The organism is Mariniflexile fucanivorans, from assembly GCF_004341235.1.
GTDB lineage: Bacteria > Bacteroidota > Bacteroidia > Flavobacteriales > Flavobacteriaceae > Mariniflexile > Mariniflexile fucanivorans.
The window spans coordinates 63223-87596 of the sequence record NZ_SLUP01000001.1 but is presented as its reverse complement, the minus strand read 5'-3'; the positions used below and the strand labels follow the sequence as shown (position 1 = coordinate 87596).

Genomic DNA, 24374 nt, shown 5'->3' with positions numbered 1-24374 from the left:
TTTTGAATTATTAAATTAATAGTTATCATGAAAAATTTTGTTTACATATTAGTTGCACTTGCATTCGCATTTTCTTGTAAAGCCCAAAACAAAGGGGCTTTAAAGCAAAATAATAGCAATCCTAAGTTGGTAGTAGGCATAGTGGTCGATCAAATGCGTTATGATTATTTAACGCGTTTTTATAATAAATATGGTGAAGGCGGTTTTAAACGGATGATGAATGAGGGTTTTAATTGTAAAAATAATCATTTTAACTATGTCCCTACATATACGGGGCCAGGTCATGCGTCGGTTTACACGGGAACAACACCTAAATATCATGGTATTATCGCAAATGATTGGTATGATAAAGAAATTAAAAAAATGGTTTACTGTGCAGGTGATGATAGTATGCAATCGGTTGGTGCAGAGACAGAGGATGGTCAAATGTCTCCTCATAGAATGAAAACTACAACTTTTGCAGATGAAAACAGGTTGTTTACACAAATGCGCGGAAAAACCATAGGGATTTCAGTAAAAGACAGAGGTGCTATTTTACCTGCGGGCCATACAGCGAATGCGGCGTATTGGTTTTACGGTAAAGATAAAGGTTATTTTATAACCAGTACATTTTACATGCATAGTTTGCCTAAATGGGTGAACGATTTTAATGCATCTGGTGTTGCAGAATCTTATTTAAAACCTTGGAATACTTTATATCCTATAGAAACCTATACAGAAAGCGGCAGTGATTTAAACAATTTTGAAGGTGGATTTACAGGAAAAGAAACGGCTACATTTCCGTATGATTTAAATGCATTGAAAACCCAAACAGGTGGCTTTGATATTTTAAAAGCAACAGCCTATGGCAATAGTATTGTAGCAGATTTTGCTATTGCAGCCCTAACTGGAGAGCAATTAGGACAAGATAATATGACTGATGTCTTAGCAGTAAGTTTTTCTAGCACCGATTACGTGGGGCATAACTTCGGGGTGAATTCAAAAGAAATTGAAGATACATACATCCGTCTGGATAAAGATTTAGAACGTTTCTTTAAAGCTTTAGATGCTAAAGTTGGTAAAGGAAATTATACCGTATTTTTAACTGCAGACCATGCGGCTGTAGATGTGCCATCCTATTTGCAAACGGTTAAAATCCCAGCAGGTTACATCGATTCTAACGCACAAAAAGCCATGTTTACAGAGTTTGTGACGACTACATTTGGAACGGCTGATATTATTGAAAACGTAAGTAATAATCAAGTTTTTTTAAATAGAGCTAAAGTAAAAGAACTGAATTTAGATTTAGACGATGTACAAGAAGCGATAGTAAACGAAATAATAAATTACCCTAACATTGATAAAGCTTATACGGCTAAAACTTTGAGTACTACGGAATTTACCGAAGGAATTGAGACTTTATTACAAAAAGGCTATAACCAAAAACGTTCTGGCGATGTTATTTTTGTTTACGATCCTGCTTATATTTCTTATAGTAAAACAGGTTCCACACACGGTTCAGGTTTAAATTACGATACCCATGTACCTCTTTTACTATTTGGTAAAGGTATTAAACACGGGCAAACGTTTCAAAAAACAAGTATAACGGATATTGCTCCAACCATGTCTGCACTTTTAGGTACTAGTTTTCCAAACGGCGCTATTGGTCAACCTTTAGAATTTGTTTTGGAATAGTTTGAGCCATAAAACAAAATACACATTAGTAGCTATAATACTTGTTTTAGGCGTTTATGGTTATGAACACTTTTTAAAGACTGAGGAAAAGGCTGAAATTGTTGATGCAGGTAAAGAAGTAAAGACTTATACCAATGAATATTTTTTGCCAACAAGTACCACAGGGCAAATTGTGCACCATGAAGGATATTCGTTATCGTATAGCGAACCTCATGAGCAAGCGGAATGGGTTGCTTATGAATTAAAGAAATCGCACTTAACAAACACTAATTTTAAGCGCCCTTATTTTGAAATTGATAATGCTGTAAAAACGGGTGCTGCAAGTTGGAGGAATTATAAAAACTCGGGTTACGACCGTGGACATTTATGTCCTGCGGGCGATAGAAGTTACAGTCAATTTGCCTACGATGAAACCTTTTTAACCAGTAATATTTCTCCGCAAGAACATGCGTTCAATTCTGGAATTTGGAACACATTAGAACAGAAAGTGCGTTATTGGGCAAGTAAATACGATGGCGTTTTTGTAGTTACAGGTGGTGTTTTGAGCGGTAATATGAAAACTATTGGAACAGAAAAAGTAGCAGTGCCAAATCAGTTTTATAAAGTGCTGATTGATACAAATTCTGGCCACGTTAAAATGATTGCATTTTTAATGCCACATGAAAATTCTAATAAACCACTGTATGATTTTGTGGTTTCGGTAGATTCTATTGAAGCTTTAACAGGAATCGATTTCTTTCCAGAATTAGAAGATGCCTTAGAAAATAAACTAGAAGCTTCAAGTAGTTATAAAGATTGGAGTTTTAAATAGTTTTGGTAATTGTTTGTCATGCTGAGCGCAGTCGAAGCATCGTTATTTAAACTTACCCAACATCCCATTCCAGCGTAAATTTCTAATAAATTTTCCTTCTTCTTCAGAAACTAAAAAATCAATTTTATTGTTTTTAGCCTTAAAATATCCTATTAAATAATCTTTAAACAACTTAATGCTTCTTTTTTTGTAAGCCAATTTCAATGCGGAAATACATGTAATCACAAAACCATAACGCATTTTGTACATGGCTTCGCCTTGTAAATATTTTGAAGCTTTGTTGTAGCTAATGCCCGTAGGTTTTAAATGTTTTACATGCAAAGATTCATCGGTTAAAATATCCCAACCGTAAAATTTAGCAAGCAATTCATCAACGGTGTCCCAACCCATTGAAGGTTTAAGTTTTCCTATTTGTAAAAAGCAGTTTTTTCTATAAGCTTTTAAAGCACCACGAATGTGGTCTTTACGGGTTAAGTTCTCTAAAATCCAATCACCATTTTTTTCAATATAACAGAATCCAGAAGCCATTCCTAGTTTTTCATTTTTATTAAAATGAAGAGCTAATTGTTCCAAATAATTGGATGGAAAAATTAAATCGGCATCAAATTTACAGAGCAGATCATAGTCTTCATTTAAAGTTTCATAACCTTTATAAAATGCATTAATAATTTTTGAACCGGGTAAATGTTCGTTGGAAGATTTTGAGTTTATAAGAGAAATGAAAGGATGTATTTTAGTGTAAGCTTCAACAATATGTTGTGTATCATCAGTTGAATTATCATTAACAACCACAACACGTTTTGGTTGAAGCGTTTGATTAACTAATGAATCTAAAGTTAAACCAATCGAACTAGATTCGTTATGCGCAGGAATGATGATGTAAAAGTTCATTCTGTAAATTTCAATATTTAAATGTCAAATCCCAATTATATTTGAAATCTTTTTTAGGTTGAAATTTATATGTTTTTATTTAACTATTCTTTCAGCAAAAACAATGTAGTATCGTGGGGTAAACCAACGTAGAATTGGGCGAATACCTAATTTTTTGGTTGGGTTTGTCCATTTTTGGCGGTTTATGATTTTCCAGCCTGCTTTTTCCAATAACCAATCGAATTGCCAATCTTCAAATTCATGGTAATGTCTGTCTAGCATATCGGTTTTACTTCTATAGGCTGAAGAAAACCATAATTTTAATGGTACACTGGCTACTAATTTGTCTGCTTTTATAGATTGAAGAACGGTGAAAGGCGATAACAAATGTTCGAAAATTTCAAAAGCTGTAACTACTGATGCCTTAGATTTTTCAATGTTTGATGTATCAATGTCTAAATCTTCACCTGATGTATTTTCAACTTGGTACCCATGTTTTTTCATAATTTCAGAAAACGGATTTACAACGCCCAAATCTAAAATAGTTTCATTATTGGGAACATGTTTTTCTAAAAATTGGATAGTATGTTTAAAACGTTTATTCGGAAAAGTGTTTTCGTACATAGGTTGGTTTTAAGTTGTTTGTTATTGAGTTATTTGGTAAGAATGCCTTAGTAACTCAATAACAAAACACCTATTTTCAATATTTATAAGCAATGGCATTAATGTGCATACCAGCACCAACACTCGCAAATATAATAATGTCTCCTTTGTTAAGGCTATGGTTTTCTATTTTGTTGTTTCTTACCAAATCAAAAAGAGTAGGTACGGTTGCAACCGAACTATTGCCAAGTTCTCTAATACTCATAGGCATTATGTTTTCTGGAATATCGGTTTTGTAAAGTCTATACAAGCGTTTTAAAATAGCTTCGTCCATCTTTTCGTTGGCTTGATGTATAAAAATCTTTTTAACATCCTTAATGCCATAACCACTATTATCTAAACATGTTTTTATAGCTTGTGGTACATGAATTAAGCCAAACTCATATATTTTACGACCTTCCATTTTGATGTAGCGTAAGTCTTTACTAATTTCTGGATTGTTTGAGTTTCCAAAATGTAAATAATAGGCCTCATCATAAGTAAAGCTAGCTGTTTCCTCTGATAAAATACCACCTTCTTCTTCGGTTGCTTCAATTACAGTAGCACCTGCACCATCTGAAAAAATCATGGCATCTCTATCGTGTTTATCAACTATTCTAGAAAGAGTTTCAGTACCAATTACTAAACAACGTTTTGCCATGCCTGCTTGTATAAAAGCTTTCGCTTGAATAACGGCTTGTATCCAACCAGGACAACCAAAAAGAATATCGAAAGCGACACATTTAGGGTTTTTAATACGTAAATTATGTTTTATTCTAGCCGCTAACCCAGGAAGCATATCACTTTGGACGGTGTTATGTCTAATATCTCCAAAATTATGAGCTACAATAATATAATCAAGAGTTTCTGGATCTATTTTAGCATCAGCTATGGCTTTTTCTGCTGCGAAAAAACCTAAATCGGAAGAATTTAAGTGGTTTTCTGCATAACGTCTTTCTGCAATGCCTGTAATGGCTTGAAATTTTTCAATAATAACATCGTTAGGTGAGTTAATTACTGAACCATCGTTATTTAAAAATGTATGTTCTAGGAAAGCGTCGTTTTTTTCAATAGTATCAGGAATATAACTCCCTGTACCTGTAATTTTAATATTCATAAAAAGAAAAATTTGCCTTTTTTAATTGCGCGTAAAAGTACGGGTTTATATTAAAAGGCAAATTCTTTTTTTTAATTAATTTACGATGTTCAACGCTCTATTTAAGCCTCTGCATAGGCTTCAATAGGTGCACAAGAACAGATTAAGTTTCGGTCTCCGTAAGCATCATCTACACGTCTTACACTTGGCCAGAATTTATTATCTCGCACATAGTCAAGTGGAAATGCAGCGTCTTCGCGAGTGTATGGAAAATACCATTCATTGGCTGTTATCATCTCTAAAGTATGTGGTGCATTTTTTAAAACATTATTGTCATCGTCTTTTGAAGCGCTATCAATTTCTTTTTTAATTGATATCATAGCATCACAAAAACGGTCAATTTCAGCTTTACTTTCGCTTTCGGTTGGTTCAATCATCAAAGTTCCAGCTACTGGGAAAGATACTGTTGGTGCATGAAAACCATAATCCATTAAACGTTTTGCAATGTCTGTAACTTCAATGCCATTGGCTTTAAAAGGTCTGCAATCTACAATCATTTCATGGGCGGCTCTACCACGTTCACCAGAATATAAAGTATCAAAACTTCCTTGTAAGCGGTGCTTAATATAATTGGCATTCAGAATAGCCATTTTAGTGGATTCTGTAAGTCCTTCTGCACCAAGCATTTTAATATATCCATACGAAATTAAGCAAGCTAATGCAGATCCATAAGGTGCTGCAGAAATAGCGGTAATAGCTTTTTTTCCACCAACCTTTACAATAGGATTTCCAGGTAAAAATGGTACGAGTTGTTTTGCAACACAAATAGGCCCAACACCAGGACCACCACCACCATGAGGAATAGCAAATGTTTTGTGTAAGTTTAAATGGCACACATCGGCACCAATATTCCCCGGATTTGTTAAACCAACTTGGGCATTCATGTTGGCACCGTCCATGTAAACTTGTCCACCATTATCATGAATAATTTTAGTAATTTCTTTAATAGCCGATTCATAAACACCGTGCGTTGATGGGTAAGTAACCATTAAACATGATAAATTATCTTTGTGTAAAATGGCTTTTTCGCGTAAATCGTCTACATCAATATTGCCTTCTGCGGTAGATTTTGTCACAATTACTTTCATACCTGCCATAACAGCACTTGCAGGATTGGTTCCGTGCGCCGATGAGGGAATTAAGCAAATATTTCGATGTCCTTCATTACGAGATTCATGGTATGCTTTTATTACCATTAAACCGGCATATTCGCCTTGTGCTCCAGAATTTGGTTGTAAAGATGTTGCTGCAAAACCTGTGATTTCGGTTAATTGATCTTCTAATTCTTTTAGAATGGTTAAGTAGCCCTGAGCTTGTTTTTTAGGAACAAACGGATGGATATTTGCCCATTTAAAAATACTTAATGGTAACATTTCGGAAGCGGCATTCAATTTCATGGTGCACGATCCTAAAGAAATCATGGATTGGTTTAAAGATAAATCTTTACGTTCCAACGATTTAATGTAGCGCATCAATTCAGTTTCAGAATGGTAGGTATTAAATACATCCAACGTTAAAAAATCAGATTGTCTTTTTAAGTTTTCTGAAATATTGTTGCCTTCAGAAATAGCATTGATTATGATGGTTTCTTTTTCTGCAGCTTCAGAAAAAACAGAAATTAAATAGTTTAAATCTCTAACGGAAGTAGTTTCATTTATAGAAATAGTCACCGTTTCTTTGTCTGGATAAAATAAATTTACCTTTTTTGCTTTCGCAATTTGTTTTATTTTTTTCGAATCGGTTTTAATTTGAAGTGTATCAAAAAATTCAGTATTCGTTTGATTGTACCCTAAAGATTTTAAAACAGTTGCCAACGTTGAAGCCGTATTGTGTACTTTGTTAGCTATAAATTTTAAGCCTTTCGGACCATGATAAACGGCATACATACTAGCCATAACCGCCAATAAAACCTGAGCAGTACAGATGTTTGAAGTGGCTTTATCACGTTTTATATGCTGCTCACGCGTTTGCAATGCCATACGCAAAGCTCTTTTTCCATCTTTGTCCTTGGTAACGCCAATAATGCGTCCCGGAATATCACGCTTGTAAGCTTCTTTAGTTGCAAAATATGCGGCATGTGGACCTCCATAACCCATCGGGATTCCAAAGCGTTGGGTCGTTCCTATTACTACATCGGCACCAAATTTACCCGGAGCTTCTAATTTAATTAAACTTAAAATATCGGCAGCTACGGCCACTTTTATTTGAGCGTTATTCGCTTTGTTGATAAATGATTTAATGTCGGTTACTTGCCCATCTTTTCCTGGATATTGTAAAATAGCTCCAAAAAAATCAGAAGAAAATGAGAAATTTTCTTCCTTACCAACAACCAATTCAATACCAATTGGTGTCGATCTGGTTTGAAGTAATGATAAGGTTTGAGGCAATATATTTTCAGAAACAAAAAACTTATTAACGTTATTTTTCTTTTGGTCGCGCTCTCTTATCGAAAACAATAAACTCATCGCTTCGGCAGCCGCTGTACTTTCATCAAGAAGTGATGCGTTTGCAATTTCCATGCCTGTTAAATCCATCACCATGGTTTGGTAATTAAGAAGTGCTTCCAAACGGCCTTGAGCAATTTCTGCCTGGTATGGTGTGTAAGCGGTGTACCAACCTGGGTTTTCGAGAATATTTCGCTGAATAACAGCAGGCAAAACGGTAGGGTGATACCCTAAACCTATATAGGTTTTATACGCTTTGTTAAGTTTAGATACTTCATGGATATGAAGTAAATACTCATATTCCGTCATGGGTTCATCTAAATTTAAACCTTTTTTTAAACGGATATCATCTGGAATGGTTTCGTAAATTAACTGGTCTAAAGAATCGACACCAATAGTATTTAACATAAGTTTTTGGTCGTCTTCTCTAGGTCCTATATGACGCAATGCAAAAGCGTTTGTATTCATTAAGTGGAAATTGTTTAATAATTCGCAAAAATAAACAATAAATTGCGTGTTTAATTGCATAAAATGGAAAGTTTTTAACCATTTGGAGGCGTTATTAACACTGTGCGAAAGGTATTGTCTATTTTTGTAAGATGCAGATACTGAAACAACTTTTAAATTTTTACATAAACAGTAGTATTCATGTGGCTTTATCGGTGGTTTCATTAACATGGATTACGCTTTTGGAATATGATGTTTTGTTTGATAGGGATTTGTTGTTTTTTATATTTTTCGCCTCTATTTCTGGTTATAATTTTGTGAAGTATTTTGGTATAGTAAAATTTCATCATCGGCGCTTAGCAAGTTGGCTAAAAACCATTCAAGTGTTTTCTTTTTTTTGTTTTTTATTGATGTTTTATTATGTGTTTAAGCTACAAGTAGAGACCTTATATTTTATAGTGGGGTTTGGGGTAGTTACCTTTTTTTACGCCATACCTTTTTTGCCTAAGTATTTGTATTTAGATGGTAAGCAGAATTTAAGGAATGTTGGAGGCATAAAAGTGTACCTTATAGCTTTGGTATGGGCGGGAGTTACGGTATTTTTGCCTATTATAAATAGCGATTATCCAATAAATGTAGATATTATTATAACTGGAATACAACGATTTATTTTTGTCATCGTTTTAATGTTGCCTTTTGAAATTAGAGATTTAATATATGATAGTTTGAAATTGGCTACCATTCCGCAGAAAATAGGAGTGAAACAGACTAAAATTATGGGAGTAATTTTATTGTTCTTGTTTTTTGTTTCAGAATTTTTTAAGGATGAAGTTGCTTATAGAAATATAGTTGTTACTGCGCTCATTTGTTTTGTAACAAGTCTCTTTGTTATATTTTCAAAAAAAGAACAAGGGAAATATTATAGTTCTTTTTGGGTAGAAAGTTTGCCTGTTGTGTGGTTATTATTTTGGCTTTTAATCAATTAATGGAGGTTTCTTTAATGGCTTTGTTCAATTCCTTTTTCATGTTCTCTTTGCATTTATGGTCCAAACACTTAATATTAGATTTTTTTATAGTTGAAGTAAGTTTTACATTGTCTTTAGTGTACTTTCTGCAAGCATTACAATAAATTAAATGAATATGGAGTGTTATTTTTTCCCATAACGAAGCATTTTTATATTGTGCTTTATCGCACACATGGTTTGCTTCGTCACATTTAAAGATAAGTTTAATTCTATTGCTCATAATTAAAACCAATTTTCTTTTAAGCAATCTGCCATAGCATGGCGTGCTCTATGAATAATTACCCAAAGGTTAGACGCTGTAATATTTAGTTCATTACAAATAACTTCAGTTTCAAGTCCTTCAATAGTTTTCATTCTAAAAACATCTGCTTGTTTTTCAGGTAGTTTGGCTAAACAATTAAAAATGGCTTCACCAAGTTCTTCATTTTCCATAGTATCTTCGGCTGTTTTATCAAACGGGTCTGCAACGCGTTCTTCCAACCAATCTCCTTCAGATTCAGAATCGTCATTATAGGTAATTCTTATTTCGGCCTTTCCTTTTTTAGAGTTTATTTTACGGTAGTGGTCAATAACTTTTCGTTTTAAAATAGAAATGAGCCAGGTGCGTTCGCTGGCTTCACCTTTAAAATTTTTCATCGATTTTAAAGCTGCCAAAAAAGTATCTTGTACCAAGTCTTGCGCCATTTCTCGATCACTTACACGCGAAATGGTGTAGTTGAATAGGTAATCGGAATATAAATCGATCCACTTATTTGGATTAATTTGGTGGTTAGACATGGTTAAGCAATTTTCTTTTTTTCAAAAATAGGGTAAAAAAATGATTTTTTTAGTATTTCTCTATCAAGCCCGCACGTCTCAACAAAGCCTCTGGTTGTGGTTCTTTTCCGCGAAAGCGTTTATAAAGTGTCATGGGGTCTTCGGTTCCACCTTGAGAAAGCACGTTGGCCTTAAATTTAGTAGCGGTTTCTTTATTGAAAATCCCAGTTTCTTTAAAGTATTCAAAGGCATCGGCATCTAAAACTTCAGCCCATTTATAACTGTAATACCCAGATGAATACCCACCTTGAAAAATATGAGAAAATGAGGTGCTCATACAATTTTCGGTAACTTCAGGATATAGTGTTGTGTTTTTAAACGCTTCAACTTCATGTGTTTTTACGTTTTTAATAGACTCTGGCGATTCGTTAGCATGCCAACTCATATCCAACAAACCAAAACTAATTTGGCGTAAGGTTTGCATACCTTGGTGAAATGTGGCAGATTCTTTAATTTTTTCAACCAAATCCATTGGTATTACTTCTCCCGTTTCATAATGTTTAGCGAATAATTCCAATGATTCTTTTTCATAACACCAGTTTTCCATCACCTGACTTGGTAATTCTACAAAGTCCCAAAATACCGAAGTGCCAGATAAACTTGGGTAGGTGGTGTTGGCTAACATACCATGTAAAGCATGCCCAAACTCGTGAAATAGCGTAGTAACTTCGTTAAAAGTTAATAATGAAGGTTTGCTTTTTGTTGGTTTGGTAAAGTTGCAAACTATGGATATATGAGGTCTGTCATTTATGCCATTTTTTATTGATTGTGGTTTGTATGATGTCATCCACGCTCCATTTCGTTTCCCTGACCTTGGGAAGAAATCCGCATAGAAAATAGAAACTAAATCACCACTATTGTTGGTTACTTTATAGGTTAAAACATCTTGGTGGTAGGTGTCGATGTCTTTAATTTCCTCAAAATTTAAGTCAAATAATTTATTAGCAATAGTAAAAGCGCCATTGATGACATTTTCTAGTTTGAAATATGGTTTTAATAGTTCATCATCCAAACTGAATAGTTTTTGTTTTAATTTTTCAGAATAATAGGAGCCATCCCATTTTTCAAGTTGCTCGATACCATCTAATTCTTTAGCAAAACTTTGAAGATTTTGAAATTCTTTATCGGCAGCAGGCTTTGCTTTTTCTAATAATTCATTTGAAAACGCTAAAACTTTTTCAGGTGTTTTTGCCATACGTTCTTCTAAAACAAAATGTGCATGGGTTTTGTAGCCTAATAAATTAGCACGTTCATGTCTTAATGTTGCAATTTTCAGAACAATATCTTGATTATCTAAAGCATCGTTATTAAAGCCTTTACTTCCTGCGGCTAAAGTTATTTTTTTTCGCAGTTCTCTGTTATCTGCATAGGTAACAAATGGAATATAACTTGGGTAATCTAAAGTGAATAACCAACCTTCCTTTTCTTTGCTTTCGGCTAATTGTTTTGCGGCTTCCATAGTGCCTTCGGGTAGTCCAGAAAGTTCTTTTTCATCGGTAATTAGCATTTCGAATTTGTTGGTTTCGGCTAATACGTTTTCGCCAAATTTTAATTTCAATTTGCTTAATTCTTTATCTATTTCACGAAGTTTGGCTTTTTTATCATCTGTTAAATTTGCACCATTTCTTGAAAAACTCTTGTATTTTTTATCTAGAAGTGTTTGCTCTTCGGTAGTAAGGTTTAGAGTGTTTTTAGCATCATAAACCGATTTTATACGTTTAAAAAGTGTTTCATTTAAAGTAATATCGTTGCTGAATTCTGATAATAAAGGAGATACTTCTTGAGCAATTTTTTGAATGGCGTCGTTAGTTTCGGCAGAATTCAAATTAAAAAAGATGCTCGAAACTCTATCTAATTGTTCGCCAGAAAAATCTAATGCTACAATGGTATTGTTAAAGGTTGGAGCTTCTTTATTGTTTGCAATAGCGTCAATTTCTGCTTTAGCATCTTCAATACATTGTTTAAATGCAGGAAGAAAATCATCATTTTTGATTTTAGAAAAAGGAGCAGTATTATAAGGGGTTTCAAAGGATTTTAATAGGATGTTTGGTGTCATTTTTAAATAAGTAAGTTAAAATAAATTATTTATTATGCATACATAATAAAAATTTTTATATTTTTGCTGCAACAATTTGAAGAGTGACTAACTCATAAAATTATTCTTAATAGCTTGAAAACCTCGGGATATTCCCCTCGAGGTTTTTTATTTTAAATCTTTAGCCGATTCGTAAACCTTTTGTTTTAAAGATTCTTTATAGTCAATTATTTTTTCTAAAACTGATGGATTGTTAGAGCCTATAATTTGAGCTGCTAGAATTCCAGCATTTTTTGCACCATTTAGCGCTACAGTAGCTACGGGTACGCCTCCTGGCATTTGTAGAATGGATAAAACAGAATCCCAACCATCAATAGAATTACTGCTTTTTACAGGGACACCAATTACTGGAAGTGGCGATAAAGAAGCAATCATACCTGGTAAATGTGCTGCACCACCAGCACCAGCAATAATAACAGTAAAACCTTTTGTGTGGGCGTTTTTGCCGTAATCGAATAGTTTTTCTGGTGTACGGTGTGCCGAAACAATATCAACTTCAACTTCAATATTAAAATCTTTTAAAATATCAATAGCGTCTTGCATTACTGGCAAATCGCTTTTACTACCCATGATGATTCCTACTTTATTCATAAAATTCCAAATTTTAAATTCCAAATTCCAAATCTCTAATTAATCAGAAATAATTGGAATTTGAAATTTGTTTTTTGTGATTTACTCACTTATAACTTTAATAGTTTTTTTAACTTCTTCGGCAATGCGTCGTGCTTCGTTTAAATCTTCGTTCACAATAGTTACATGTCCCATTTTTCTAAATGGCCTTGTTTGTTTTTTGCCATAAATATGCGGCGTTACACCATCAAGTTTCATTATAGCTTCAATGTTTTCATAAATCACATTTCCAGAAAAACCTTCAGCACCCACTAAATTTACCATCACACCACTAACTTTACTGTCCGTTCTGCCTAAAGGTAAATTTAAAATAGCACGTAAATGTTGTTCGAATTGCGATGTATAGCTTGCTTCAATAGTTTGATGTCCAGAATTGTGTGGTCTTGGTGCTACTTCGTTTATTAAAATTTCGTCGTTTTGTGTTTGAAACATTTCAACAGCTAACAAGCCAACATGGTTGAATGCTTTTGATGTTTTTAAAGCAATTTCAACAGCTTTTTTGGCAACAGCCTCCGGAATTCTTGCAGGGCAAATAACATACTCCACTTGGTTAGCTTCTGGGTGAAACTCCATTTCAACAACTGGAAACGTTTTGGTTTCGCCTAAAGCATTTCTAGCTACAATAACCGCTAATTCGTTTTTAAATGGCACTAAGTTTTCAGCAATACATTCGCCTGTTGGTAAACCCTCTAAATCTGAAAATTGTCTCACTACTTTTACGCCATTACCATCATAACCAAATTGCGCCGCTTTCCAAACAAATGGGAATTTTAAACCGCCATTATTTATAGTATCCTCAATTTCAGAAAGATAGGCGAAACGCGAAAAAGGAGCGGTTGGTAAATTATTATCAATATAAAATAATTTTTGTGCTGCTTTATTTTGAATGGTTCTTAATGTTTTTGATGATGGATACACTTTTTTACCTTCTTTTTCAAGGGCTTCTAAAGCATCAACATTTACGTTTTCAATTTCAATTGTAAGTACATCTACTTGATTTCCGAAGTTATAAACCGCATCAAAATCCATTAAATCACCCAAATGAAATTCATTACTGGCAATTTTACAAGGTGCTTCGTTACTTGCGTCTAAAACACAGGTATAAATATCAAATTTTCGGGTGTCGTTAAGTAACATTTTACCTAATTGACCGCCACCAAGAATACCAAGTTTAAAATTTGAAGAAAAGTAGTTCATGTGTTTGTTATTCAGAAAATTGTTAAATGCTACGCAAAAATACACTTAAATCTTAAAATAGTCTCGAATTCGTAAACCAAAAATCGTATTTAGGCAATCTATTGATTATCTTTGCACCTTCAAAAAATAACGAACGGTGATAAAGCTACACGATAAATATTTTAAACCATTTATTTCTGCTCAAGAAATAGATGCAGCGATGGAACGTTTGGCAACAGAAATTGCTAACGACATTGGAGACGAAATTCCTATTTTTATTGGTATTTTAAATGGCTCATTTATGGTAGTGAGCGATTTTGTGAAAAAATACCCGAAACCATGCGAGGTCACTTTTATTAAGTTGGCATCGTATGAGGGTGTGAAATCTACTGAAGATATTCAACGTTTAATTGGCCTAACCCAAGATTTAACAGGTAGAACGGTTGTTATTTTAGAAGACATTATTGATACCGGAAATACGTTGGCAGAGGTGCATCGCATTTTTAAGAATGAAAAAGTTAAATCGTTAAAAATTGCGACCTTATTTTACAAGCCCGAAGCTTATAAAAAAGATTTTAAACTACATTATATAGGTATAGAAATTCCTAATAAATTTATAGTTGGCTATGGCTTAGACTACGATGGTTTGGGAAGAAATATACCAGAAGTCTATCAAATTAAAGAAACAAAATTCATGACAAATTTAGTATTATTTGGCCCTCCGGGAGCAGGAAAAGGCACACAAGCCGAGTTTTTAAAAACGAAATATAATTTAGTGCATATCTCTACAGGTGATGTATTTAGATTTAATATTAAAAACGAAACCGCGCTAGGTATGTTGGCTAAATCTTATATGGATAAGGGCGAACTTGTTCCAGACCAAGTAACTATTGATATGTTAAATGCTGAAGTTGAAAAAAATGCCACAGCAAAAGGCTTTATTTTTGATGGTTTCCCGCGTACAAATGCGCAAGCAGAAGCTTTAGATGCTTTATTGGAAAGTAAAGACTCTTCAATTAGCGCCATGGTTGCTTTAGAAGTTGATGATGAAATTTTAGTAAAAAGATTAATTGGTAGAGGAAAAACTAGTGGTCGTGCAGATGATGCTGATGAATCGATTATTAGAAACCGTATTAAGGAATATTACGACAAAACAGCTATTTTAAAAGACTATTATTCAGCACAAAATAAATATTATGGTGTTGATGGGGTAGGTAGTGTTGAAGATATTACGGTACGTTTAAGTAGTGTGATTGATAAATTATAGTTGATGCGTTTAATAGTTTAACTGTTTAATCGGTATTTTCTAGATAATGATTTTACGACTAAACAACTTAACCACAAACAAATAAACATTTAAGATGACAGAAGGCAACTTCGTTGATTACGTAAAAATGTATGTTAGCTCTGGAAACGGAGGTAAAGGATCGTCGCATTTACACCGCGAAAAATTTATAGAAAAAGGAGGTCCCGATGGTGGTGATGGTGGTCGTGGTGGGCACGTAATACTTCGTGGCAACTCCAATCTTTGGACGCTTCTACATTTAAAATTTAAAAAACACATTCGTGCAACTCATGGTGAGAGTGGAAGTAAAAGCAGAAGTTTTGGAGCCGATGGTGTTGATGAGTATGTAGATGTACCTTTAGGAACTGTGGTTCGTGATACTGAAACCAACGAGATTATTTTTGAAATAACTGAAGATGGTGAAGAACGTATTATTGCAGAAGGAGGAAAGGGTGGTTTAGGAAACTGGCATTTTAGAACGGCCACAAACCAAACGCCTCGTTATTCCCAACCCGGAATGCCGCTAGAAGAAAAGCACATTACATTAGAGTTAAAAGTACTTGCAGATGTTGGTTTGGTAGGTTTTCCAAATGCTGGAAAATCGACATTACTTTCGGTAGTAACTTCGGCAAAACCAAAAATTGCCGATTACGAATTTACAACTCTAAAACCAAATTTGGGGATTGTACAGTATCGCGATTTTCAAACTTTTGTAATGGCAGACATCCCTGGAATTATTGAAGGAGCTGCTGAAGGACGTGGTTTAGGACATTATTTTTTACGTCATATTGAACGTAATTCCATCTTACTGTTTTTAATTCCTGCCGATGCGCCCGATATTAGAAAACAATACGATATTTTGTTAGACGAACTTCGTCGCTATAATCCAGAAATGCTTGATAAAGAACGCATCATTGCCATTTCAAAATGCGATATGTTGGATGATGAACTAAAAGCAGAATTAAAAGAGCTGTTGGATAACGAGTTGCCAATTCCGTATTTATTCATTTCATCTGTGGCGCAACAAGGTATTACGCAGTTAAAGGATTTACTTTGGAAAATGCTTAACGATTAATTCTTTTTGCATTACCACAAGACTTGGGTTTTACATGTTAATCTTTTTATTGGTGTGTCAAAAAAAAGTATTAAAATTTTGAACCCTAACTTTTCGGAAATAAGATGAAGTTTTAAATTAACAGGAAGTATCGGCTATAATTTTCCATTGGCCATTAATACGTTTAAAAACAAGCATAAAAATACCATCAGCATTTCCAACTTCACGTTTAATGTGGTATTCGCCTAAAACATAATAAGCATCATCACTTATTTTGGTAATGACGTTTATTTTGTAACTTAATTTCCCTGTGTGGTCTTCTGTAGGATAGGCTTTTTCATAACGTATTAAAGTGTTTTCCCATCCCGAAGTTAAACCATGAGGCCCATAAAATTTTAATGAGTCGCTTTTCCAGTAGCCTTCCATATATTCCTCAATATTGTTTTTAGACCATGCAATGCGTTGTGCTTTTAAAACAGCCATTATCGCATCTTTATCGTCTTTTTCAGTGGTTTGTGAAAAAGTATTAAACGTGCATAAAACAAAAAGCAAAAGGAATAATTTAGTCATGAGAAAAGGGTGTTATTTAAAATAATGCTTTTAAAAAGGAGTAAAAATAATCAAAACTTAGTTTTAATAGGTGTTACTCATCGATTAATTTGACATCTGATTTTTGTTTATCTAAAGTTAAAATCGATTTATCGAAAAAATAATGATTATAGACTTTATAAATCTATATTTACTTCATAATAAACTAATTAATAGCCCAAATTTATTATTTAATTTAATTAAAACTTACTCATTATGGATTTAAAGATTTCAAATTGTAACAATTTTTTTAAAATTAAGGGTGTCCTAAACAAAAAAAATTTAGGAGTATTTCAAACTGAATTTCAAAATATTTTTGATAAAGTACAAACATTAACTATTAGCATTGAAGATGTTGAAACTATTGATAGTGCTGGTGTAAAAGCCCTAGCAGAACTTCATAGAGAAGCTATTGCTAAAAATAAAAATTTATCTATTATTGGTTCGGGTTGTAAAGATTTGTACAACCATTTTAAAACCGAAATAGCTGCTTAATTAAATTTCGAGCCCTCGCTTTAATATTTCCATTGAAAAAGTCATACCTAAAAACGGTAGGCTAAAGTATATTTTTTTGTTGTTTATAAAAGGCATCTGCCTGAAGCTGCATAAGCTCCCTCGCTTTTGTACGCTTGTATTTGTAAAGTTCGTCTTCGTTTTCTAAATCGGCATAAATACGGTCGTTAATAGCAAAATTTGCTTTTAACATGGCTTCTCTTTGATTTTTATTTTGAAGCACATTGGATTTTACAGCGGTTTCTTCGTCCTCTAACTTATAATCGTAAGTACCTTTTGGCGATAATAACTTTGCTATAATAGGTGAGGTTTCAATAGCTAAAAACAACAAGAAAATAAAGAATGAAGGTAACCAAGGAAGTTTGTTTAGCGCATTCACACGGGCCATAAGTCCATCAAAATTATTAATAATGGGTTGTGTATTTGCAACTTCAGTTTCATAATTGCCTTTTAGTGACGCTATTTGATTTTCGGTAGCTGCAATTTTTGCTTGGTTTTCTTTTTTAAGGAGTTGTAATTCGGCTAATAGGGCATCGTGCTTGTCTCGTTTTTCTTTGTAAACAGGGCCTTTTCCCAATAGTTTTGTACCGGCAGTTCCTTCGGCTTCGGCAATGTATGTGTTGTAAAGAGCGTTAACTTCAGCTTCTTTAGTTGCTATATCTTGTTGTAAAACAGTAATATCTTTATTTAAAAGGTTGATAGTTGGGTTGAATTGTTCTGCAATTTGATTTTTGTTAGCTACCGTTAAATCGTTTTTTTGTTCTAACAACACTTGATTAATTTCTTTCTCAAAAATTTTCAATTCTAAAGGTTTTGAAATAACGATGGCTATAATAACTGCTAATATAATTCTTGGGGATGCTTGTAAAAATTCATCTAGAAAGTTACCCGTTTTTTTGATGGTTGAAACAATGTAACGATCCAAATTAAAAATGAGTAAACCCCAAATGAATCCAAAAAACATGGAGGTATATATATTGTCGAAAACAGTGTAAAGGGCAAAACTAGCCGCAATAAAAGCCATAACAGCAGTAAAAAATACGGTTGCGCCAATACCTGCATATTTATTTTGTTCGCCTTTGGAGCAAGTGTTTAAAATATCGGTATCCGAGCCCGAGCAAATAATAAAAAATTGCTTTAACATAATGATTGGTTTTGATTGATGATTGACTATTAGAACGTTAAAGTTGCTATTTTGTTACAAAATTGTATAAAAAAAGACCTCACAGGTTTTTTAAAACCTGTGAGGTCTGATATTCTAAATAAGACTTTTTTATTGTTAATGTATTTTAGCTCTCTACTTCTATTGGTGTTGCTTTTATTTGTAAGTCGTTTTTTAATTCCTCAAAATTTATTTACTTAACGTCAACGCTTATTGACCATGGAGAGCCTTTTTCCAATTTAAATGGCTTACTCTTTATACTGGGGTCTGTACTCGTAATTATATCCCCTTTTTCATTTTTTATAATAAAACCACCTTTGGTTTCTTCCAAGGTGCTGTTAGGTTTGTTTACACCCAGCCATTCTTTATATTGGTTCAGTTTTTCTTTGTAAATAGGTTCGTCTTCCTTGGTTAAGCCATCAAAAGGCATAAAGGGGAGGTTCGGAATGTCAGTCTTCAAATTATTTTTAATTATCACTTCTATGTTTTCGTTACTATTACTATATATATTAGCTCTCAACAATACATTTTGAATGCTCTCAATTAATTCTTTTGGGGTGTTGGTTTGATGTTTAATATTAGCCCATAAAAATTTTCTTTTTTGTTCGTCTGTTAAATTAGGGTTCAACATATTTATATCTTCCAATAAACGGTTTATAAATGTTGGTTTATTATTCAATATTATCTCATTTTCTTTATTAATTAAAATATAAATGTCCCTGATTAATGAGTCTTTTTGTAATACATTATTAGAACTAAAATTTATTTTTGTGGGCTTTCTTTCTTCTGAAGTAGTTTTTACTTGAGTAATAACTTTCTTATCACTAAAACCATAAATTAAAATAGCTAATAGGGGCATAAGAATTAAACTTCTTACCCAAAGGGTTGTTTTTGATGTTTGTGTTTTCATAATTGTAAATCGTTTTTTGATTGATGAATAATTAATGGCATTTGCCAATTGAGGTTCTGATGCATTTGATGAGAATGCCAATAAAATTTGTTGATATGTTGAAGGTGTAACACCATGCTTAATAACAGCACGATCTGCTAAAAACTCATGGTTTAATTTGATGCTATGTTTTATAAAATAGATCATGGGGTTAAACCAAAAAATGATTTGAAGTATTTCTATAAACAACACATCTAAACTATGTTTTTGTTTGGCATGGGTTTGCTCATGCAATAAAACTTCTTTTGGAATTTGATTGGTTTCAAATTTGGCTTTATTCAGAAAAATATAATTGAAAAATGTATGTGGTATAACGGTGTCTTTTAGTAAAACATGAATGATTTTTTTGAATTTTTGTTTCGGGTTTCGTTTAATTTTATTGTTGATTTCAAAAATATTCTTAATGAATTTTATACTAAAAATAAAAACACCCAAAGCATAAATGCTCCATAAAAAAATAGATAGATAGTTGTTTTTTGTTGTTGCAATTATTTCGTTGGTTTCATTTGAAAATTGAGGAGTAAACTCTGGAACTATTTGAGCGGAGATTTCAATATATTGCGTAAATGTTATTAATGGAATACAAAACGATACTATTAAGGACGTTAATAAATAATAACGTTTAAAAGTATGAATACTTTCTTTTTCCAATAAAAATTTATAAAAACCATAAAATACAGCTAAGCAAAACCCGGATTTTAAAAGATAGATTAACATAATTATTTGTTTTTAAGTTCTTTATCTATAAGTTTTTTTAAATCTTCCAATTCTTCTTTTGTTAAATTGGTTTCTTTGGTAAAAAACGATGCAAATTGTGATGCACTATCGTTAAAAAAGTTTTTTATCAGTCCGTTTACATGTTTTGAGAAATAATCTTTCTTCTTAACTAAAGGATAGTATTCTCTTGAATTCCCAAATAAATTATAGGCTATAAAACCTTTGTCTGTCATACGTTTTAAAAGTGTAGCGACCGTAGTTGTTGCTGGTTTTGGTTCTGGATAAATTTCAAGTAAATCTTTCATGAAGGCTTTTTCAAGCTTCCATAGGTAATTCATTAATTCTTCTTCGGATTTTGATAATTGCATTTTCTACAAAATTAGAATGTGTTCTACAAACATAGAGTAAATATTTTGATTCTACAAGTGTAGAGTGTAAATTCTGTAATTAAGATGTATTATTTATTTATCTCTAGACCGCACACTCTCAATAACAACCGTAGCAAGAATTAACGAACCGCCTAAAAAAGTGTTTAAGGTTGGCATTTCATTTAAGAAAATAAAAGCGATGATGATTCCGAAAATGGGTTGGGTACTACCAATTATACTGGCACTGCTAACCGAAAAATGTTTTAAACTGCCAATAAATAAGGAGTGCCCAATAGCTGTTGTTACCAATCCAAGTAGAAGAATATATGGGAATTGTGAGGGTACGTTAGTCGTGTCATTTAAAAATATGGCAGGGAGTAAAATAATGGTTAAAAAAGCAGCTTGATACATCATAAGGGAAGTGCCATTATAAATAGCCACAGGTTTTTTTAGCATTAAAATTCTAATGGCATATAAAAATGCTGAGCACAATCCAAAAAGAATGCCCTTTGTGTACGAGTTTTCGAAATCGAAATCGGGTGAAAGTATATAAATACCTAACAACACAAGCAGACATAAAACAATATGAATAAAACTTAATTTTGTTTTTGTGAAAAGCGGCTCTAAAAAGGTTACCATAATTGGAAACGTAAACATGGACAACATACCCAAAGCTACATTTGATAGTTTTAAGGCATAAAAATACATAACCCAATGCCCACCTAAAAATAAACTACTTAGCAAAATGGTGTAAAAATCTTTTCTAGAATGAATTTTAAGATCGATTTTTTTATATCTACAATAAATGAATAAAAACAAAGCTCCTAAAAAACTGCGCCACCAAATAATTAGAGGGGTTGGTAAATCTATAAATCGGCCTAATGAACCAGAAGTGCTAATTAGTAAAGTGGCTAATGTAAGTAGTAATAAGTGGTTGCTGTGTTGGTTTTTCATAATGGAATGCTAAGCTTGTTTGCGTTAGCGATTGCAGTGGAAAGCCCGCAGCGCATCCCGATTTTTATCGGGATGTACGAGGACTTGTAACGGAAAGCGCGACCCCCGATTTTTCTTCGGGGGTAACGCCATTATTATTTAGAAAGTTCGGTGAAATATTTGTAAAACAACGGAATGGTTTCGATACCTTTTAAATAGTTGAAAATACCGAAATGTTCGTTTGGTGAATGAATGGCATCACTATCCAACCCAAAGCCCATTAATATGGTTTTGCTTTTTAGCTCTTGTTCGAAAAGTGATACAATAGGGATGCTGCCACCACTGCGTTGAGGTATTGGGGTTTTGCCAAAGGTGTCTTGATAGGCTTTACTTGCCGCTTGGTAACCAATACTATCTATTGGGGTAACGTACCCTTGCCCACCGTGGTGTGGTTTTACGTTTACGGTAACGCCTTTTGGTGCGATATTTTCGAAATGAGTTTTGAATAGTTGCGTGATTTCTTCCCAATCTTGATTTGGCACTAAACGCATCGATATTTTTGCATAAGCTTTACTGGCTATAACGGTTTTGGCACCTTCGCCCGTGTAGCCACCCCAAATGCCATTAACATCTAAAGTGGGGCGGATGGAATTGCGTTCATTGGTGGAGTAGCCTGTTTCACCATAAACAGCTTCAATGTTTAAAGCTTTTTTATATGCGTCTAAATTGAAAGGTGCTTTTGCCATTTCAGCACGTTCTTCTTTTGAAAGTTCTTCAACCTTATCATAAAAACCAGGGATGGTGATGTGATTGTTTTCATCATGAAGCGACGCTATCATTTTAGCTAAAATATTAATAGGGTTTGCTACAGCACCACCGTATAAACCAGAATGTAGATCTCGGTTGGGCCCTGTAACTTCTACTTCAACGTAACTCAATCCGCGTAATCCAGTGGTGATTGAAGGTACGTCGTTGGCAATCATGCCGGTATCTGAAATTAAAATAACATCGTTTTTTAGTTTATCGTGATTGGCTTTTACATAGGTTGCCAAATTAACACTGCCAATTTCTTCTTCACCTTCTATCATGAATTTTACGTTGCATGGTAGTTGGTTTGTAGTTGTCATAAACTCCATGGCCTTTACATGCATGTACATTTGTCCTTTATCATCGCAAGCACCACGAGCAAAAATAGCGCCTTCGGGGTGTAGGTCTGTTTTTTTAATTACGGGTTCAAAAGGAGGAGAATCCCATAAGTTGATAGGGTCAGGTGGTTGCACATCGTAATGCCCGTAAACCAAAATAGTTGGTAGGTTTTTGTCAATAACTTTTTCGCCATATACAATGGGATGCCCTTGTGTTGGGCAAATTTCAACATGATTACAACCTGCGTTTTCTAAACTGGTTTTAACGGCTTCGGCGGTTTTTAACACATCGTTTTTGTATGCTGAATCGGCACTCACCGAAGGAATTTTTAGTAACTCTATAAGTTCGTTTATAAATCGAGTTTTGTGTTCTTTAATATAAGATTGTATGTTATTCATGAAGTATTTTTATAGTTACTTCAAAAGTACAAAAAAGAATAGTTTTGTTTAGGCTTGAGGCTTATTCTTGGTTGATAAAATTTACTATGGTAGGAATAAGGGTCTCTATTAATGGTAATTTAGGATTGCTATACGTCTGAATATTTTTTGTTCGATCCGCATCGGCTTCCTTAAGAATATGATTCATGTTTTTGATGATGATTTTTTCAGCATTTTTATTGGAGTTGGAAAGCATTTCAGCATCTTCATTACTCACTTGAATATCGGTAGTTCCTTGAATAATTAGAATGGGAATTTTTAATTTTGAGATTTCTACTTGCGGGTTGTACTTAAACAACGAAATTAAGTAAGGTTGAACACTTGGGCGGAATAAAGCATCCAGCATTTGTGGAGGGTTACTTACCGTTTCACCTTTTTCTAACTTTTCAATTATTGGAAGCGAAAGTGGTAACACTAGCCCTGGTTGTTCTTTAAGTTGTTTGCGTAAAATATCACCCAGAGGGAATCCTGGGCCAGCTAAAGAAATAAATTTATCTGCGCTTCCTTCTTGGGCAGCAATTAGGCCTATTAAAGAACCTTCGCTATGTCCTAAAATTATTAAACTGTTGAATCTATTGTCTTTTTTAATTAAATGGCACCAATCAATGACATCTTCTATATAGTTTTCAAAACTTAAATCTGCTTCTTTTCCTGCGGCTTGTTTGCTTTCGGCAATGCCTCGTTTATCAAAACGTATGGATGAAATCTTGTTTTGAGCTAACCCTTCTGCCAACATTTTTAAAGAATTATTAGCCATCATCGGGTTGTTGCCATTTCTATCGGTAGGTCCTGAACCCGCAATAATTAAAACAATAGGGGTGACTTGAGTAGAATCTGCAATTAATAAGCTTCCTTGTATGTTGCCCGAATTAGTATTTAAAGTAATTGGTTCTTTTTTTGATTGTGAAAAAACAGCATAACTAACAATGAAAATTAGCGCAAATAGGATTGTTTTTATTCTCATATTAGAAATATTTACAAAAGTTGGTATTTGAAAAGGGAATAATTATTTAAAAATATAAAAAAAGAATGTTTTTGTGCCCAAGAAGTTTGCAATTTAAAAATCTTGTTTATATTTGCAGACCTTTAGCGGGCGTGGTGGAATTGGTAGACACGCCAGACTTAGGATCTGGTGCCGCGAGGTGTGGGAGTTCGAGTCTCCCCGCCCGCACTAATAAAGTAAAAGCTGAATCGAAAGATTCGGCTTTTTTTGTTTTTAATAGGCATCTTTTAAGTAATAAAGTATGTAGTGATTTCATATTATATTGTCATTTAATTTTCTTCATTAATTTACAACTAGGTTATTTTCTTCAAAAAACGGGAGTTATAGACCTTATTCAAATACATCAACTATGCACCTCTTTGTTTTGCTTGTTGAATTTGTGTGGTTTTAACCATCTGTATTAAAAATGGTTTTAATAAGTAATATTCATATC

General features: G+C 33.5%; 22 protein-coding genes and 1 tRNA gene. 7 read left to right on the top strand and 16 right to left on the bottom strand.

The window, feature by feature from the left end; all coding sequences use genetic code 11:
* Positions 1–27: 27 nt before the first annotated feature.
* Both pafA and EV196_RS00370 read left to right on the top strand, forming a co-directional pair.
* The gene (gene pafA, locus EV196_RS00375) at positions 28–1674 is read left to right on the top strand and encodes an alkaline phosphatase PafA (protein WP_132213750.1); all 1647 of its coding nucleotides are present in this window, start codon (positions 28–30) and stop codon (positions 1672–1674) included.
* Entirely contained in the window at positions 1661–2485 is an 825-nt protein-coding gene (locus tag EV196_RS00370) for a DNA/RNA non-specific endonuclease (protein WP_243652143.1), read from the top strand. Before pafA ends, EV196_RS00370 begins: the two co-directional genes overlap by 14 nt.
* 42 nt (positions 2486–2527) lie before the next feature.
* Here the strand turns inward: EV196_RS00370 and EV196_RS00365 are convergent, their stop codons facing one another.
* The 4 genes from EV196_RS00365 to gcvP form a co-directional block, all read right to left on the bottom strand.
* A complete protein-coding gene (locus EV196_RS00365; protein WP_132213746.1) occupies positions 2528–3376 on the bottom strand; it encodes a glycosyltransferase in 849 nt (282 codons plus the stop codon).
* A gap of 75 nt (positions 3377–3451) precedes the next feature.
* A complete protein-coding gene (locus EV196_RS00360; RefSeq protein WP_132213744.1) occupies positions 3452–3979 on the bottom strand; it encodes a methyltransferase domain-containing protein in 528 nt (175 codons plus the stop codon).
* Between the two features lie 76 nt (positions 3980–4055).
* Positions 4056–5114, bottom strand: a complete 1059-nt coding sequence (locus tag EV196_RS00355; protein ID WP_132213742.1) for a 3-oxoacyl-ACP synthase III family protein — start codon at positions 5112–5114, stop codon at positions 4056–4058.
* 101 nt (positions 5115–5215) lie between these two features.
* Positions 5216–8065, bottom strand: coding sequence for an aminomethyl-transferring glycine dehydrogenase (gene gcvP / locus EV196_RS00350; protein WP_132213740.1), 2850 nt, complete (start codon positions 8063–8065; stop codon positions 5216–5218).
* Positions 8066–8196: 131 nt separating this feature from the next.
* Here gcvP and EV196_RS00345 point away from each other — a divergent pair, with 131 nt between their 5' ends.
* The gene (locus EV196_RS00345) at positions 8197–9030 is read left to right on the top strand and encodes a UbiA prenyltransferase family protein (protein WP_132213739.1); all 834 of its coding nucleotides are present in this window, start codon (positions 8197–8199) and stop codon (positions 9028–9030) included.
* Here the strand turns inward: EV196_RS00345 and EV196_RS00340 are convergent.
* The 5 genes from EV196_RS00340 to EV196_RS00320 all read right to left on the bottom strand — a co-directional run bounded on the left by EV196_RS00340 (position 9023) and on the right by EV196_RS00320 (position 13807).
* The gene (locus tag EV196_RS00340; protein WP_165876070.1) at positions 9023–9289 is read right to left on the bottom strand and encodes a hypothetical protein; all 267 of its coding nucleotides are present in this window, start codon (positions 9287–9289) and stop codon (positions 9023–9025) included. The two genes, EV196_RS00345 and EV196_RS00340, sit on opposite strands and share 8 nt — an antisense overlap.
* 2 nt (positions 9290–9291) lie before the next feature.
* Positions 9292–9846, bottom strand: a complete 555-nt coding sequence (locus EV196_RS00335; protein WP_132213737.1) for a sigma-70 family RNA polymerase sigma factor — start codon at positions 9844–9846, stop codon at positions 9292–9294.
* Between the two features lie 49 nt (positions 9847–9895).
* Positions 9896–11941, bottom strand: coding sequence for a M3 family metallopeptidase (locus EV196_RS00330; RefSeq protein WP_132213736.1), 2046 nt, complete (start codon positions 11939–11941; stop codon positions 9896–9898).
* A gap of 147 nt (positions 11942–12088) precedes the next feature.
* Positions 12089–12571: a 5-(carboxyamino)imidazole ribonucleotide mutase gene (purE, locus tag EV196_RS00325; protein WP_132213735.1), complete on the bottom strand. Its 483-nt coding sequence runs from the start codon at positions 12569–12571 to the stop codon at positions 12089–12091.
* An 81-nt stretch (positions 12572–12652) separates the two neighbouring features.
* Entirely contained in the window at positions 12653–13807 is a 1155-nt protein-coding gene (locus tag EV196_RS00320; protein WP_132213734.1) for a 5-(carboxyamino)imidazole ribonucleotide synthase, read from the bottom strand.
* 136 nt (positions 13808–13943) lie between these two features.
* On the opposite strand from EV196_RS00320, the gene EV196_RS00315 reads away from it, so the two are divergent.
* On the top strand, positions 13944–15053 hold the full coding sequence (locus EV196_RS00315; RefSeq protein ID WP_132213733.1) for an adenylate kinase: 1110 nt from the start codon (positions 13944–13946) through the stop codon (positions 15051–15053).
* A 94-nt stretch (positions 15054–15147) separates the two neighbouring features.
* Positions 15148–16146, top strand: a complete 999-nt coding sequence (gene obgE, locus EV196_RS00310) for a GTPase ObgE (RefSeq protein ID WP_132213732.1) — start codon at positions 15148–15150, stop codon at positions 16144–16146.
* 117 nt (positions 16147–16263) lie between these two features.
* On the opposite strand, the gene EV196_RS00305 is transcribed toward obgE, so the two are convergent.
* Positions 16264–16695: a YybH family protein gene (locus tag EV196_RS00305; RefSeq protein WP_132213731.1), complete on the bottom strand. Its 432-nt coding sequence runs from the start codon at positions 16693–16695 to the stop codon at positions 16264–16266.
* Between the two features lie 234 nt (positions 16696–16929).
* Here EV196_RS00305 and EV196_RS00300 point away from each other — a divergent pair, with 234 nt between their 5' ends.
* Positions 16930–17208, top strand: coding sequence for an STAS domain-containing protein (locus tag EV196_RS00300; protein WP_132213730.1), 279 nt, complete (start codon positions 16930–16932; stop codon positions 17206–17208).
* A gap of 61 nt (positions 17209–17269) precedes the next feature.
* Here the strand turns inward: EV196_RS00300 and EV196_RS00295 are convergent, their stop codons facing one another.
* The 6 genes from EV196_RS00295 to EV196_RS00270 form a co-directional block, all read right to left on the bottom strand.
* A complete protein-coding gene (locus EV196_RS00295; protein ID WP_132213729.1) occupies positions 17270–18370 on the bottom strand; it encodes a DUF4407 domain-containing protein in 1101 nt (366 codons plus the stop codon).
* 211 nt (positions 18371–18581) lie between these two features.
* The gene (locus tag EV196_RS00290) at positions 18582–20054 is read right to left on the bottom strand and encodes a M56 family metallopeptidase (RefSeq protein WP_132213728.1); all 1473 of its coding nucleotides are present in this window, start codon (positions 20052–20054) and stop codon (positions 18582–18584) included.
* 2 nt (positions 20055–20056) lie between these two features.
* Complete coding sequence (locus EV196_RS00285) at positions 20057–20422, bottom strand: BlaI/MecI/CopY family transcriptional regulator (protein ID WP_132213727.1); 366 nt, start codon at positions 20420–20422, stop codon at positions 20057–20059.
* Between the two features lie 93 nt (positions 20423–20515).
* Positions 20516–21376, bottom strand: a complete 861-nt coding sequence (locus tag EV196_RS00280; protein WP_132213726.1) for a DMT family transporter — start codon at positions 21374–21376, stop codon at positions 20516–20518.
* Positions 21377–21510: 134 nt separating this feature from the next.
* Positions 21511–22899 (bottom strand): dipeptidase, encoded by a 1389-nt coding sequence (locus tag EV196_RS00275; RefSeq protein WP_132213725.1) that lies wholly within the window; start codon positions 22897–22899, stop codon positions 21511–21513.
* Positions 22900–22960: 61 nt separating this feature from the next.
* On the bottom strand, positions 22961–23902 hold the full coding sequence (locus EV196_RS00270; protein WP_132213724.1) for an alpha/beta hydrolase: 942 nt from the start codon (positions 23900–23902) through the stop codon (positions 22961–22963).
* A gap of 125 nt (positions 23903–24027) precedes the next feature.
* Between EV196_RS00270 and EV196_RS00265 the strand changes: the two genes are divergently transcribed.
* Positions 24028–24109, top strand: a tRNA-Leu gene (locus EV196_RS00265).
* Positions 24110–24374 lie beyond the last annotated feature (265 nt).